This window comes from Bradyrhizobium sp. AUGA SZCCT0283, assembly GCF_018130385.1.
Lineage (GTDB): Bacteria > Pseudomonadota > Alphaproteobacteria > Rhizobiales > Xanthobacteraceae > Bradyrhizobium.
Genome location: NZ_JAFCLU010000030.1, coordinates 24563 through 37761 on the forward strand (window position 1 = coordinate 24563; position 13199 = coordinate 37761).

A 13199-nucleotide genomic window follows, 5' to 3' on the forward strand; every position below is an offset into this window, starting at 1 on the left:
TTCGGCGGAAGCCGCTTCAGATGGCGCGATGGCAAACCGCCTCGATCCGGGTGCCGTCGGGATCGCGCACAATCCATACTTTCTTCGCGGGACAATGGATTGCTTCGCTTCGCTCGCAATGACGAAGCCGGTGGCTACGACGCGTTCTTCAGCCGCTCCAGCGCTTCGAGAATCTTGGCCTTGCGCGCAACCGCCGCCTCGCGCTTTTCCTTTTCTTCCTCAACGATCTCTTCGGGCGCGTTCGCCACGAATTTCTCGTTGCCGAGCTTGGCGTCGACGCGCTTGATGTCGGCATCGGCCTTGACGATTTCCTTGTCGAGCCGGGCCTTTTCGGCGGCGAGGTCGATGACGCCCTTCAGCGGCAGCGCGACGACCTCACCGCGCACGAGCAACTGCACCGCGCCTTCCGGCGGGCGGTCGGCAAAGGAAATATCCGCCAAACGCGCCAGACGTTTCACGATGTCGTTCCAGCGTTGTGCGCGCTCTTTGGTCTCCGCGGACGCACCCGACAGCACCAGCGGGATCAACGTGGCCGGCGGAATGTTCATTTCCGAACGCAAAGAGCGGATGGCGGTGACGAGATCGACCACCCAGCCGATTTCGGCCTCGGCCGCGGGGTCGCTGAAATCGCCGGCGTCGAGCGCGGCGATGACCGGCGCGATCAGCGGGTCGCCGGGACCAGCCAGCGCCATCGCAGCGATCTGTTCGGCGCTGACCGAGCTTGCCTTGCGCGGCCATTCGGCCAGCACCAAGAGGCCGTCGCGCTTGGCCGTCACCGCCCAGAGCTCCTCGGTGATGAAGGGCATGAACGGATGCAGCAATTTAAGGATCTCGTCACGCGCCCAGGCGATCATGGCGCGGGTCTCGGCCTTGGCGGCGCCCTCCTCGCCCATCAGCACGGGCTTTGCGAGCTCGACATACCAGTCGCAATAGACGTTCCAGACGAAGCGGTAGATCGCATTGGCCGCATCGTTGAAGCGATAGAACTCGATCGCCTCGGTGACCTCCCGCGTGGCGCGCGAGGTCTCATGCGCGATCCAGCGGTTCAGGGTCTCCTTTGCCGCTGTCGGATCGAAGCCTGCGGGCTGCTCGCAGCCGTTCATCTCGGCGAAGCGGCAGGCGTTCCAGAGCTTGGTCGCAAAATTGCGATTGGTTTCCACAAGCTGCGGCGACAGCTTGATGTCGTGGCTGTGGGCCGCGCCGCGCGCCAGCGCAAAGCGCAGCGCGTCCGCGCCAAAGTCGTCGATGACGCCCAGGGGATCGATGACGTTGCCTTTCGACTTCGACATCTTCGCGCCCTTCTCGTCGCGAACCAGGCGGTGGATGTAGACGGTCGAGAACGGCGCGTCGTTCATGAAGTGCAGGCCCATCATCATCATCCGGGCGACCCAGAAGAAGATGATGTCCCATCCGGTAACGAGGACGTTGGTCGGGTAATAGCGCTTCACTTCCGGCGTTTCTTCCGGCCAGCCAAGCGTCGAGAACGGCCACAGCCCGGAGGAGAACCAGGTGTCGAGCACGTCTTCATCGCGCGTGATGAACCCCTCGCGCCTGGCAGGGTCCTGCGCCATCTCGCGCCCCTGCTCTTCCGTAATGACTTCCTGCTCGACGTAGTAACCGAGCGCGTTGCCGACGGCTTCCTCTTCGGTCTCGGCGACGAACACCTTGCCGTCAGGCCCGTACCACGCGGGAATCTGATGGCCCCACCAGAGCTGGCGCGAGATGCACCAGGGCTGGATGTTTTCCATCCATTCGAAATAGGTCTTTTCCCAGTTCCTGGGCACGAAGGTGGTCGCGCCCGAGCGCACGGCCGCGATCGCCGGCTGCGCCATGGTTTTGGCGTCGACATACCACTGGTCGGTCAGATAGGGCTCGATCACCACGCCGGAGCGGTCGCCATGCGGCACCATGTGCGTGTTCGGCTCGATCTTCTCCAGGAAACCGAAATCTTCCAGCCGCGCCACGATCTGCTTGCGCGCGGCGAAGCGCTCGACATTGTGGAGTTCCTCCGCAAGCTGGTCCGCGCCCTCGGGCAGTCCGCGCAGATAATCCTCGTTGTCGACAAGGGCCATGCTGCCCTCGCGATCGAACACGTTGATCTGCGGCAGGCCGTGCCGCTTGCCGACCTCGAAGTCGTTGAAGTCGTGCGCCGGCGTGATCTTGACCGCGCCCGATCCCTTTTCGGGGTCGGCATAGTCGTCGCCGATGATCGGGATGCGGCGGCCGACCAGCGGCAGGATGACGTGCTGGCCGATCAGATGCCCGATCCGCTCATTGTCCGGATGTATAGCAACGGCGGTGTCGCCGAGCATCGTCTCGGGCCGCGTCGTCGCCACGACGACAAACGTCGAGGGATCGTCGGGGCTGAACGTCTTGCCCTCGATCGGATAGCGCAGATACCACAGGCTGCCCTTGACCTCGACCTGCTGCACTTCGAGATCGGAGATCGCGGTCACCAGCTTCGGATCCCAGTTGACCAGCCGCTTGTCCTTGTAGATCAGGCCTTCGCGGTGCAGCTGGACGAACACCTTCACGACCGCGCGCGACAGGCCCTCGTCCATCGTAAAGCGCTCGCGCGACCAGTCGCAGGATGCGCCCAGCCGCTTCAACTGGTTGACGATGGTGCCGCCGCTCTCGGCCTTCCATTGCCAGACGCGCTCGAGGAATTTGACGCGGCCGAGGTCGCGCCGATGCTCCTGCCGTTCCATCAACTGCCGCTCGACCACCATCTGGGTCGCGATGCCGGCGTGATCGGTGCCGGGCTGCCACAGCACGTCGCGGCCGCGCATGCGCTCGAAGCGGCAGAGAATGTCCTGCAGCGTGTTGTTCAGTGCGTGGCCCATGTGCAGCGAGCCCGTCACGTTCGGCGGCGGGATCACGATGGTGAACGGCGCGGCGTCTTTTCGTTCCGGACGGCCGGCCTTGAACGCGCCGCTCTCCTCCCAGATCCGGGACATGCGGCTTTCGATATCGGCGGGCTGGTAGTTTTTCTCGATCATGACAATGCAATTGGGGTGCTGGGGGCGTTTTCGGGCAATCCGTCACCGGCTCACCTGAGGAAACCGCGTCAAAACAACATGATAGAGGCATGATCTTTTCGGAAAACCGGTATCCACTTTTCCGGATCATGCCGTCGCGTCCGGTTCTGATGTGGTCGGCACCGGACGGCCCCTAGAAAGCCGCCGCAGCGCCGCAAGTCAACCTGACAACGCTGTCTGAAGGGTTGGAGACCGCGATCGTGCCGGCTGGGACGGCCCATGGGCCGAATTATGGCCGATCGGGTGCGGTCCCGGGGCTAGCGTCCGCCGCGCGAAACCCGCTCGATTTCGGCCTTGACGATCCGCTCCACCAATCCCGGCAGATTGTCGTCGAGCCAGGATTTCAGCATCGGCCGCAGCATTTCCTTGACCAGATCTTCCAGCGTCCGCGCATTGTTGCTCAGCACTGTATTGGCCAGCGAGTTGAAGGCGGATTCCACGGCGGAAACGGTCGAATGCGATAAAATGGGTCGTGCTGGCGCAGCGCTCTCGAACGACGGCTCATAGGCCGGCTGGCGACGTGACGCCTTGGCTTCGGTGAATTCGATGTCGTCCTGCGGTTCGACCTTGCTGAATGTTGCCGCTGCTGGTGCCGGCTCCGGCAATGCCATCTCGTCGGTGAGTTCGAACACGTCGGCTTCGGGCTCGGGCTGCGCCGGTCTGATGTCCGCCTCGGGCGTCGCCGCGTCGAGGCTCGCCAGCATCGCATCGATGTCGTCCTGGTTGTTGCTGGCGACCGGTTCGGGTGCAGGCGGCGGTGGCGGCGCTGGTTTCGGCGCGGCAGCCGGCTTTGGCGCAGGCGCGATCGCCGACGGCGGGATATCCTTCATCACGGCCGGTTTCGCGGCGGCCGACGGGCCCGCCGGCTTTTCGGCAGCAGCAGGCTTGGCCTCGTCGTCGGCTATGATGCGACGGATCGACGCCAGAATCTCCTCCATCGAGGGCTCTTGGACCTTTGCAGGTTGCGTCATCTCCGACTCCACATCGAAACCATTTTACACCAAAGCCACGAAGGAATTGCCGGTTCCGGATATGCAGGCCGGGATTTTCATCGCACAAGCCCGACTTGTCCCCAGATCAAGCCCGCGCGCTGCATCGCGCGGGGGTCCTGCTCCCCTCAAGGCGACCCGTGACCCGCGTCGGTGAGATGTAAAGACGCGGGGCCACGAATCGCTCAGCTCGCCCCGGAAACGGTACGTCATGGCCACAATTGATTGCAAGCAAAGCGCCCGGCGCAGCAGGCGCCGGGCGATGATATTCGTTCCGCCTGCGCGGGAATATTCTCAGATATCAGCGGCCGTCGGGCGTACGAACGCCTGCCCAGCTATCGCGCACCTGATGATAGTGCACGCTCGGGTCATAGATCGTGGTGGGCAGGTTGAGCACCTGCGGCGCCAGCCGCCCGATCGTGTTCAGAACCGAGTAGGACGCAACCACGCGATCGTGCTGCGCGGTGACGAGCGCGACGCGCGCGTTGACCAGCGCCTGCTGCGCGTTCAGCACGTCGAGCGTGGTGCGTTGTCCGGCCTTGGCTTCCTCGCGCACGCCGTTCAATGCGATTTCGGACGCCGCCACCTGCGCCTGGGCGGACTGCACCTGCGCCTTGCCGGCCACCAGTTGTCCCCATGCGGTAACGACGTTGGCACGGGTCTGGTCGCGGGTCTGATCGAGCACGAGACGTTGTTGCGCCACCGTTTCCTTGGACTGGCGGATCAGCGAGTATTCGCCGCCGCCCCGATAGATCGGAACGTTGAGTTGCGCGGTCACGGATGCGCCGAACGAGCGGTACTGTATCAGGCTCTGCTCATAGGTCTGCTGCACCGCGGCCTGCAACGTGACCGTCGGCAACAGCGCCCCTTCGGCCACCTTGACCTGGAGGTAGCTGACGTCGATGCCGAACATCGCTGCGGTGACGTTCGGATTTTGCGTGAGGCCGAGTTCGACGGCGGCCGGCAGCGTCCCCGGCAGGAAGCGATCGACCGGCGAACCCGGCGCGAGCGCTTCCGGCTCGTTGCCGATGATGCGGCGGAAGTTCGAGCGCGTCGTCGTCAAATTGGCTTCCGCGGTCAGGAGCTGCGTCTTGCCGGCGGCGAGCTGGGCCTCCGACTGCGCAACGTCGGTGCGGGTGACTTCGCCGACATTGAAGCGGTCGCGGGTCTGTTTCAGCGTCTGCTCGAGCACGCGCACGTTGCTCTTCTGCACCTCGACGATCGCGGAATCGCGCAGATAGTCCATGTAGGTTGTCGCGGCACTGAGCAAGACGGCCTGTTCGAGTGCGCGCAGGGCTTCGCGCGCGCCTGAAACCTGGCCCTCAGCCGCTCTGGTCCTGTTCGCGGTCTGCTGGCCGTTGAAGAGCGTCTGCGTGATGGTGGCGCCGACGCTGCGCGGCGGATTGGCGCCGTTAATGACGGTTTTCGCGATGCGGTTCTCGTCACCGCCCTGCGTGCTCAGCGTATCCGTATATTGGTAGCCCGCGCTCGCCGTGACCGAGACCGTAGGGCGGTAACCCGACAGCGCCTGCGGCACGTTCTCGTCGGTGACGCGCACCTGCGCGCGCTGCGCATTGAGCTGCGGATTGTTCTGATAGGCGCGCACCAGCGCCGCCTCAATCGTGTCGGCCAAGACGGGCGTCGAGCCCATGCACACTAATAGAAGGACCGAAGCCGCAGCTCCGGCAAATTCCTTCACCCCACGCATCCCAAGCAATCCAATCATTTTTGGTCGCCCGGCCCATGACCATGGTCGCACATGATCATTAACCGAACGTCGCTTCACTTGAAGTGAGTCCCGGCTCACCTTATTCCGCACGTAGCCTGGACGGAACACCCCCCGCAAGCAAACGCCGTTGAAACTCTGGATGTGGGGCAATCGGGCCACACTTCTGACTTCGAAGGGGATTTAGCTGGCCACAGAGGGCGAATATTGGGCGTGGAAGGGGCGAAACGCTAGAAAACGAAGGCTGGAACAAGTTCCATGCCGGGCAGTACGGGGGCGGCGGCATCGAACAGCGTCCGGTGACCGAAATCGCCATGCGAGGCGGTCACGATGGTGGCCCGCGCCGGCCGCGACGTCGCAAAAACGCCCACCAATCGTCCGCCGCTGCGCAATTGTCCGTAGAGCTGTTCCGGCACGATCTCGGTCGCGCCGTTCAGCACGATGACATCGTAGGGCGCCTTCGCTGGGTCGCCATCAACCGGCGCCGCGGGGCGGACCGTCACGTTTCCACAGCCATTGCTGGCCAGAATCGCCTGCGCCTTGGCCGCCAGCGCCGGATCGCTTTCGGTTGCGGTCACCTGGGAGGCGAATCGGGCGATCACGGCGGCGGCGTATCCGGTGGCGCAGCCGACCACCAGGACGCGGTCGGCCTCCTTGATGTCAGCCGCCTGCAACATCTTCGCCAGCACCACCGGCTTGATCAGGAACCGCTTGGCCGCGCCGCCTTCGCTGACGTCGAGATCGAGGTCCAGATAGGCCAGGGCCTGCTTGTTTTCGGGAACGAAGGCCTCCCGCGGCACCGCCAGCATGGCATCGAGAATTCGGATATCGGTGACATCGCTCGGACGCACCTGACCATCGACCATTTTCTGGCGCGCGGTCGCAAAACCGGACATAGGCTAAGACCCTGAGAGCATGCGGCGTGGCCGCAAGAGAACTGGAAGCGAGAGCTGAAACCGCGTTATCTTTGGTACAAGCGTCGGCAAAACGCAACATCCGGGCGCCTGTTGCCGAGGCGCCGCCGGTGGCGCGGGAAAGTCGCCTACTCGATCGTCACGGCGAGCCGGGCGATCAGCCGCGCGACCTCTTCCAGATGCTCGCTATCATGCGCTTCAACGGCTTGCGCGAGCCGACGCAGGCATTCGTCGTCACTGATGGCGGGAATGTCGCTTGGAACAATCGAAGGCACTGCGCGGATCAGGTCGGCAATGGCTGGCATCGAATCAGCTCCCATGAAACCCGACACGGCCGAGCCTTTTGGGCGATTTTGTCGAGTTGGCGACCCGATCCATCACACCTGTGTGTGACGGAATTGCACAAGGCCGGTTCCGGCCGCCGCTTGCCCGGGGGTCGAAAACGACGACAAATCGTTGTAGCGCAGGGGCTTTCCGGCCCCGCTTCACGCCAGAGCGCAGCCGGTGATTTGGTCCTTTGCAAGCCCGAAAGGCTTTGTTATACGCTCCCCGCTCGCGAACCTTTGTTTCGCCTGTTCCTCGGTAGCTCAGCGGTAGAGCATTCGACTGTTAATCGAATGGTCGCTGGTTCGAATCCAGCCCGGGGAGCCAGTCACGGCCATTATGTCCTCCGACACGCCAGATTAAATCTCGACCAGCGCGGCATAATACGCCTGCCGGTGCGGGGGAGCCTCGCCCGCGTCTGTTTTGCCGAAGATCTTTCCGGATGCAGCCCGCAGACCCGCATCGACCGCCGCCTGTAGCCGCCGGGTGTCCGCAAATCCGGAGCTATCGCATTTAGACTAGCGCACGAAACGATAGCGCCGCGGGGCCAGAGCTTCCTTGCAGGCGAGCATGATTCACCATACAACCGGGGGATAGATATTTAATTGTGAAATTTAAATATGTTCCTTGACTGGTTATATTATATCTGAGAGGGTTCCATTATAATAAATCGCTTAAAAATTGGGGCGTCCCGCCATGGGCAAGGTATTTAAAATTCTAACCGCCGGTTTGCTCGCCGGTCTCGTGCATTCACCGGCCAATGCAGCACTCGTGAGCTTCACCGGCGACGGCAATTTCTCCAACGTCACGAATTGCAGCGGCGGCAGCCCCGGCTGCTCCATTACGAACAACGGTAACGTGCTCAAAATGTCGGGAGCAACGTGGGGAGGTCAGTCGAGCACGCTGACCATCACGGACATTGCCAAGACCAACGTTCCGACCAACAAGAACGATTACGTCATCGGCAAGATCACCTGGGTGAACCTGGCCACCTACAGAACCGACCAGGACTTCAACGTCAACTACACGTTCTCGCTGAACTTCACTTCGCCGAGCAATGCGTTCGATACTGTGGTGTTCAACCTCAACATCCAGCAGACGACCAATCCGTCGCCCGACAACGTGTTCAACATCAGCCAGGCAACGCTCAACAACCTGGGCCCGTTCACTCTCAACGGCGTGACGGTTTCCGACATTCATTTCGTTGAATATGGCGATGGATGGTACGACGGAAACAAATGGACGAACCCGGAGTGCGGGACGTCGACGCTTAAGATAGTGGCGGATTTCACCGCCGATATTCATGCTCCGCCTGTACCGGAACCGTCAACCTGGGCAATGATGATCCTCGGCTTCGGCGGCGTCGGCTTCATGGCGTATCGCCGCAAGCGTGGCGGGAACGCTCTCACGGCTGCCTGATCTCGCGCGCCGAAAGCCATTCGAAAGCCGCCCCCTCGTCCGGGGCGGCTTTTGTGTTTATCGGCATCCGTGGCACCCTATCTTGCCGCGATCGCCGCAATAAACAGCGCGCAAGCCGCCGTGGATGAGACGGTCCGCACGTGGTTCCACAACGTCCAGTCCGTGAGATAGCGCGCCCACAGCGACGCGGCCTCGTGGCTTGCGGGGTCGGCCGCAGCCAGCGCGTTGTTCAGGGGCACGTTGAAGATCATCGTGACGACAAACATGCCGAACACATAGAGCGCGCCGCCGGCCGCCATCGCCATCGCCATCGCGCCGGGCTCGCCCCAGCGCAACAGCGCAGTCACCGCCAGCGCTGCGCTCGCAGCGGTCGTTGCCAGGAAGACCGGCATGAACAGCGACTGGACGATCGCGACGTTGATCGCATTCATCGCCGCGATGCCTGCGGCCTGCCCGATGCGGCCAAGCGCCGTCATGATGAAGGCCGAAAACGCGAAATAGAGGCCGGCGAGCAGGCCGCAGCCGATCGCGGAGAACCACAGCAGGCCGACAATCAACATCTGCAGCATGATCATACCCTCCAGACACCGGTCGCGGCGGTTCGGCGGGCGTAATCGGCAAAGTCCCGCGCGGGACGGCCGAGCGCTTGTTCGACACCGTGTGCGACATCGGAATTGCGCCCGTCGAGCACGACGGTGAACAACTCGAGCAGAAGCGCGATGTATTCCTCGGGCACATGGGGCCGCATGCTGCCGGCAAATTCGTCCGAACCGATTTGCCGGTAGTGGACCGGCCGCCCCGCGGCACGGGCGATCTCGGCCACGGCCTGCGCGAACGTCAGCGCGCGCGGCCCCGTCACCTCATAGAGCTTGCCGGCATGGCGCCGATCCATCAGCGCGGCGACGACGACCTCGGCGATGTCGTCGGCGTCGATGAACGGTTCGGGTACGGCGCCGGCCGTCAAGGCGATCTCACCGGCCAGCACGCCGTCGAGCAGATAGCCTTCGGAGAAATTCTGGTCGAACCAGCTGGCGCGAACGATGGTCCAGGGAACGCCGGATTGCTGCAACGCCGCCTCCGCCCGTTGCGCACCCGGCTCGCCGCGGCCCGACAGCAACACGACGCGCTTAAGCCCGTTCTCGCGCGCCAGCCGGCTCACCTCGGCGATCGCATCACTGGCGCCTTCGACCGCAAGATCCGGCTGGTAGGTGACGTAGGCCATCGAGACGCCGGCAAGCGCGGGCGGCCACGTCCGGGGCCTGGTCCAGTCGAACGGCACCGAGGTCGAACGCGACACCGGCCGCGTCGGGACGCCGCTCGCCCTTAGCAGCGCATTGACGCGCGCGCCGGTCTTGCCCGCGCCGCCGATAATCAGGATCGGAAATTCTGACATGGATCATCCTTTCGGGACAAAATACGATAATATCTCGTATTTGCTAAACCCGATAAACTCTCGTATTAATAGCGTCAAGTCGCGTTTATGTGAGAGGACCGATGCCGAGGGGAAAAGCCGGACAGAAGACAGCCGAGGCAGGCGCGTCGGGACTGGCGCGCCTGGTCCCGACCCAGCAGCGCAGCCGCGAGCGGTTCGAGAAAATCCTCGCCTGCGCGGCCGAACTGATGGCTGAAAAAGGCAGCGAAGCCTTCCGCATGAGCGACGTCGTCGAACGCAGCGGCGTGCCGTTCGGCTCGCTCTACCAATACTTTCCGGACAAGACCGCGATCATCGGCACGCTCGCGGAACGCCACAACGCGACCGGGCGCGACTGCGTCCGGCGCGACCTCGCCGTGGTCAAGACGGCCCGGGATCTCCATCCGGCGTTGTGTCGCATTACCGACAGCTATTATCAGATGTTCATCGACGTGCCGGTGATGCGCGACATCTGGCAAGCGACGCAGGCCGACCGGGCGCTGCAAAAACTCGACGAGGAGGACGGCGTCTATCTCGCCGGGCTGCTCGGCGACGCGCTGCGGCGTATCGCACCCGACGCACCCGCAACCGCCCTCGCCTCGTTTTCCCAACTGATCATGACGCTGATCGCCGCGACCGTCCGCCACGCGATCACGCAGGACGCCAAGGAGGCTGCCCGCATTCTCACCTTGTTCAAGCGGATGCTGCCGAAGAATCTGGCCGCGCTGGAGATGTAGGGAAGCGCGAGACTTACTGTTCGAACACCGCCGCACAGGCCGGGCTCAAGCTCGACTTCTGCCGGCGCAGGCATGCGGTAATCGCCCGGGCGTTCGGGATCTCGCCGGCGCAGAGGCGGTAGACATCGGGGGTACAGGCCCGGCGCTGTTCGGGGCTGCCTTGCTGGGCACCGGCCGAGCCGCTCGCGATCAGCGTGAGCAGGAAGCCGAGCGTGGAAGCCCGGCGGGAACGACGGAGAAGCGCCGCACTTCGCGCAAACCTTGCCTTCATGACTGCATCTCCCGGATCGTGTCCGCCTTGACAAGGCAGGCGTCATCCAGGCGAATACGCGAACTTAATTTTGCAAAAAGTGATTTTTCTCACACTGCGCCCCGCATGCACGGGTTAGTGCTTGCGTGGGGAACTCAACACTTTAGTAACCAGCTTTGCCGCGATCGCCGAATCGCTAAAATTCGAACGATCCGCTCAAGCTGGAAACAAAAACCTTTTGCGATCGTCGCCCTCTGGAACCCCGGAGAGCGCGATGAGCGAAGTTGAATACAATCTGCTGCTGGAAGCCGTGCAGACGGCCATTGCGCCAGCCCCGGAGGATGATTTCGTGGTCCAGACCCAGCGCTTTTATCCGTCGCCGCGTGCCGCCAACGACAACCGGGGCCCCTGGCCGCTGGTTCCGTTTCCCGAGGGCTGGTACGCCGCCTGCTGATCGCGGCTAGCTTACCGTAGCTTCTCGTATAATCGATCTAAGTCATTGATTATATGGATGGAGGCCACGACCAGAATTGAACTGGTGTACACGGTTTTGCAGACCGTTGCGTAACCACTCCGCCACGTGGCCCCATCGGGGCGCACTCATATACGGCCTGCCCCGGATAGGCAACCAAGCAGCGCTGGTCCTGCGTCGCACTGGTTAGCAAACTGAAACAGTCCGGATCTTCCGCCCGGCCCGGCACTTCAATGGGCGCACGCACCGCCGAGACGGTTGTTCCGAAGGGCCAGTGTCCTTGCGCGAATGCCCCCGACCGTTCGCTTCATTTCAGCGCGATGGCGCTCGGAGGCTTGCCGTTACCAATCAACGATCGCAGCAGCGCGTCGTCCTCTGCCGTCCGGCGCCAATCCGCAACCAGTTCCATCCCGTTGCTCCGCTTGCATCTGACGCACCCGTGTGCGAGCGAAACAATGGAGCAACATCGTGCCCGCCCTATCGGAGCGTCAGGCGGCGAGATTGCTACCTGCGGCAATTTTCTTTTTGAGCGTCTCGCAGACGCTGCGGACTTCGGATGTCATCAGCGAACAATCCTCGATCTGCAGGAAGTAGCGCTTGCCTTCCTCGCGATAATTCGCCGCCAACTCCCTGATCTCGTTCACCGTGGCGTGAACGCCCGCGACCATCGCCTCACATTTCTTGGCGGCCTCAGTCAGTTCGGCACCGAGGGCTTCAATCTCTTTCACTGCCGCGTCGTATTCGCGGACCACGGCTTCGGCTGAGAGCTTGCCGACCTGATTGACCCCTTCCCTGTGCTCGACGTAATCGGGCATCGGGCCTTTCGGTAACGGACGATCGTGGCTCTCGGACACTTCTCTGAGGACGGGCCCTCGCCGGGTTCTGCTGATTATGTTGCCGATTTCGCCTTCGAGTTCATCAGCGCTGAGTAATGGAGAACGCGTGAGAATTTCTGTGCTTAAAGTCATCGACTAAGCTCCAAATTGTTACGCGGAGGATAAGGAATTTATCACCGTCAAGAGCCGTGTCACCATTGTCCACAGCTGTTTCCCGGCAAACTCGGATTACCTATGCCTTGATGCAGGCATTGGAACCAGGCGGGCAACGGTGCCACACTGGACACGCAACGAGACACACGCACCTCGTCGACATCCCTCTGGTTGAAAGGTCGGAAGTCAGCTCCGCTTGCGCCGCCGATAGTCCCGCTTCTTCGGCTTTGGCGCGAGCTCGGGCATTTCGGCCTGCACTTCCCGATACCGCGCCAGCATTCGGTCAAAGCTGGCATTGAGCGCCTCGGCGATCTCAGGCCGCTTTTCGAGCCCCGCCAGCAGCAGGCCGGCGGCCTCGATGGTGGAGAGGCCGTCGCCACGCGGCTCCTTGCGGAGCTTGCCGTAACGCGACGGGCGTTTCGGACCCAGAATGACCCGCTGGCACTTCAGCATCCACGCGTTGCGCCACCACAGCGCCTTGGCCTGGCTCCAGGTTCCGTCGAGCAGCACGATGCCTTCGATGTCGGAAAGGATGGCGCGCTGGTGCGGCTCGACCTCGCCCTTGCGGTTGATCGCCACGATCTCGGCATCGGTATCGAGATCGGCGACCTTGGCCGAGCCGAGATACAGCACCGCCCAGCGCGAGGGATCATCGACCTTCCGTCCCAGCGCCTTGGACAGGCTTGGCCAGGACAGGCCGATCTTGACGACCGCATCCTTGAAATGCATCGCCGTCAGCCGCGCGGTGCCGAGCGCCCTGTCCTGCTCCTGCGGGTGCTGCAGAATCAGGAGCTCGATCCTGCTTTCGATCGGCGTGACGCTGTCGCAGATGCAGAGCGGCAGCGGCTTGCCGCAATGCGGACAGTCCGGGACCACCTCTTCGGCGGCGCCGGACCCGGGATGGGCTTGTTCTGACATCCGCCCGCTATA

13 protein-coding genes and 2 tRNA genes are annotated in these 13199 nt (G+C 62.9%); 4 read left to right on the top strand and 11 right to left on the bottom strand.

Going from position 1 to position 13199, the window contains the following annotated elements:
- Nucleotides 1–134 precede the first annotated feature (134 nt).
- The 5 genes from JQ624_RS30195 to JQ624_RS30215 all read right to left on the bottom strand — a co-directional run bounded on the left by JQ624_RS30195 (nt 135) and on the right by JQ624_RS30215 (nt 6972).
- Nucleotides 135–2999 carry a valine--tRNA ligase gene (locus tag JQ624_RS30195; protein WP_212422557.1) on the bottom strand — a complete coding sequence of 955 codons (2865 nt, stop codon included), beginning with the start codon at nt 2997–2999 and terminating at the stop codon, nt 135–137.
- Nucleotides 3000–3295: 296 nt separating this feature from the next.
- Nucleotides 3296–4009, bottom strand: coding sequence for a PopZ family protein (locus JQ624_RS30200; protein WP_212422558.1), 714 nt, complete (start codon nt 4007–4009; stop codon nt 3296–3298).
- A 319-nt stretch (nt 4010–4328) separates the two neighbouring features.
- A complete protein-coding gene (locus JQ624_RS30205) occupies nt 4329–5735 on the bottom strand; it encodes a TolC family outer membrane protein (protein ID WP_212422559.1) in 1407 nt (468 codons plus the stop codon).
- Nucleotides 5736–5983: 248 nt separating this feature from the next.
- On the bottom strand, nt 5984–6649 hold the full coding sequence (locus tag JQ624_RS30210; RefSeq protein WP_212422560.1) for a protein-L-isoaspartate O-methyltransferase: 666 nt from the start codon (nt 6647–6649) through the stop codon (nt 5984–5986).
- Between the two features lie 146 nt (nt 6650–6795).
- Nucleotides 6796–6972 carry a hypothetical protein gene (locus tag JQ624_RS30215; RefSeq protein ID WP_212422561.1) on the bottom strand — a complete coding sequence of 59 codons (177 nt, stop codon included), beginning with the start codon at nt 6970–6972 and terminating at the stop codon, nt 6796–6798.
- Nucleotides 6973–7243: 271 nt separating this feature from the next.
- Between JQ624_RS30215 and JQ624_RS30220 the strand changes: the two genes are divergently transcribed.
- Both JQ624_RS30220 and JQ624_RS30225 read left to right on the top strand, forming a co-directional pair.
- Nucleotides 7244–7318 (top strand) — tRNA-Asn (locus tag JQ624_RS30220).
- 369 nt (nt 7319–7687) lie between these two features.
- A complete protein-coding gene (locus JQ624_RS30225; protein WP_409334389.1) occupies nt 7688–8410 on the top strand; it encodes a choice-of-anchor K domain-containing protein in 723 nt (240 codons plus the stop codon).
- Between the two features lie 77 nt (nt 8411–8487).
- On the opposite strand, the gene JQ624_RS30230 is transcribed toward JQ624_RS30225, so the two are convergent.
- Together JQ624_RS30230 and JQ624_RS30235 are read right to left on the bottom strand one after the other, a co-directional pair.
- Entirely contained in the window at nt 8488–8979 is a 492-nt protein-coding gene (locus JQ624_RS30230; RefSeq protein ID WP_212422563.1) for a DUF1772 domain-containing protein, read from the bottom strand.
- 2 nt (nt 8980–8981) lie between these two features.
- Nucleotides 8982–9803, bottom strand: a complete 822-nt coding sequence (locus JQ624_RS30235) for an NmrA family NAD(P)-binding protein (RefSeq protein WP_212422564.1) — start codon at nt 9801–9803, stop codon at nt 8982–8984.
- A 101-nt stretch (nt 9804–9904) separates the two neighbouring features.
- On the opposite strand from JQ624_RS30235, the gene JQ624_RS30240 reads away from it, so the two are divergent.
- The gene (locus tag JQ624_RS30240) at nt 9905–10558 is read left to right on the top strand and encodes a TetR/AcrR family transcriptional regulator (protein ID WP_212422565.1); all 654 of its coding nucleotides are present in this window, start codon (nt 9905–9907) and stop codon (nt 10556–10558) included.
- Between the two features lie 13 nt (nt 10559–10571).
- Here JQ624_RS30240 and JQ624_RS30245 read toward each other — a convergent pair whose 3' ends face one another.
- Nucleotides 10572–10829 (bottom strand): hypothetical protein, encoded by a 258-nt coding sequence (locus JQ624_RS30245; protein ID WP_212422566.1) that lies wholly within the window; start codon nt 10827–10829, stop codon nt 10572–10574.
- A 253-nt stretch (nt 10830–11082) separates the two neighbouring features.
- Between JQ624_RS30245 and JQ624_RS30250 the strand changes: the two genes are divergently transcribed.
- On the top strand, nt 11083–11262 hold the full coding sequence (locus JQ624_RS30250) for a hypothetical protein (RefSeq protein ID WP_212422567.1): 180 nt from the start codon (nt 11083–11085) through the stop codon (nt 11260–11262).
- A gap of 58 nt (nt 11263–11320) precedes the next feature.
- Here the strand turns inward: JQ624_RS30250 and JQ624_RS30255 are convergent.
- The 3 genes from JQ624_RS30255 to JQ624_RS30265 form a co-directional block, all read right to left on the bottom strand.
- Nucleotides 11321–11394, bottom strand: a tRNA-Cys gene (locus JQ624_RS30255).
- A 374-nt stretch (nt 11395–11768) separates the two neighbouring features.
- Nucleotides 11769–12095 carry a hypothetical protein gene (locus JQ624_RS30260; protein WP_249130180.1) on the bottom strand — a complete coding sequence of 109 codons (327 nt, stop codon included), beginning with the start codon at nt 12093–12095 and terminating at the stop codon, nt 11769–11771.
- 360 nt (nt 12096–12455) lie between these two features.
- Nucleotides 12456–13187, bottom strand: coding sequence for a tRNA-uridine aminocarboxypropyltransferase (locus JQ624_RS30265; RefSeq protein ID WP_212422569.1), 732 nt, complete (start codon nt 13185–13187; stop codon nt 12456–12458).
- Nucleotides 13188–13199 lie beyond the last annotated feature (12 nt).

What these genes read in the sequence shown, in the direction of transcription:
- JQ624_RS30195 (WP_212422557.1), bottom strand. Translation starts at nt 2,999, where the DNA reads ATGATCGAGAAAAACTACCAGCCCGCCGATATCGAAAGCCGCATGTCC.
- JQ624_RS30200 (WP_212422558.1), bottom strand. Translation starts at nt 4,009, where the DNA reads ATGACGCAACCTGCAAAGGTCCAAGAGCCCTCGATGGAGGAGATTCTG.
- JQ624_RS30205 (WP_212422559.1), bottom strand. Translation starts at nt 5,735, where the DNA reads ATGCGTGGGGTGAAGGAATTTGCCGGAGCTGCGGCTTCGGTCCTTCTA.
- JQ624_RS30210 (WP_212422560.1), bottom strand. Translation starts at nt 6,649, where the DNA reads ATGTCCGGTTTTGCGACCGCGCGCCAGAAAATGGTCGATGGTCAGGTG.
- JQ624_RS30215 (WP_212422561.1), bottom strand. Translation starts at nt 6,972, where the DNA reads ATGCCAGCCATTGCCGACCTGATCCGCGCAGTGCCTTCGATTGTTCCA.
- JQ624_RS30225 (WP_409334389.1), top strand. Translation starts at nt 7,688, where the DNA reads ATGGGCAAGGTATTTAAAATTCTAACCGCCGGTTTGCTCGCCGGTCTC.
- JQ624_RS30230 (WP_212422563.1), bottom strand. Translation starts at nt 8,979, where the DNA reads ATGCTGCAGATGTTGATTGTCGGCCTGCTGTGGTTCTCCGCGATCGGC.
- JQ624_RS30235 (WP_212422564.1), bottom strand. Translation starts at nt 9,803, where the DNA reads ATGTCAGAATTTCCGATCCTGATTATCGGCGGCGCGGGCAAGACCGGC.
- JQ624_RS30240 (WP_212422565.1), top strand. Translation starts at nt 9,905, where the DNA reads ATGCCGAGGGGAAAAGCCGGACAGAAGACAGCCGAGGCAGGCGCGTCG.
- JQ624_RS30245 (WP_212422566.1), bottom strand. Translation starts at nt 10,829, where the DNA reads ATGAAGGCAAGGTTTGCGCGAAGTGCGGCGCTTCTCCGTCGTTCCCGC.
- JQ624_RS30250 (WP_212422567.1), top strand. Translation starts at nt 11,083, where the DNA reads ATGAGCGAAGTTGAATACAATCTGCTGCTGGAAGCCGTGCAGACGGCC.
- JQ624_RS30260 (WP_249130180.1), bottom strand. Translation starts at nt 12,095, where the DNA reads ATGCCCGATTACGTCGAGCACAGGGAAGGGGTCAATCAGGTCGGCAAG.
- JQ624_RS30265 (WP_212422569.1), bottom strand. Translation starts at nt 13,187, where the DNA reads ATGTCAGAACAAGCCCATCCCGGGTCCGGCGCCGCCGAAGAGGTGGTC.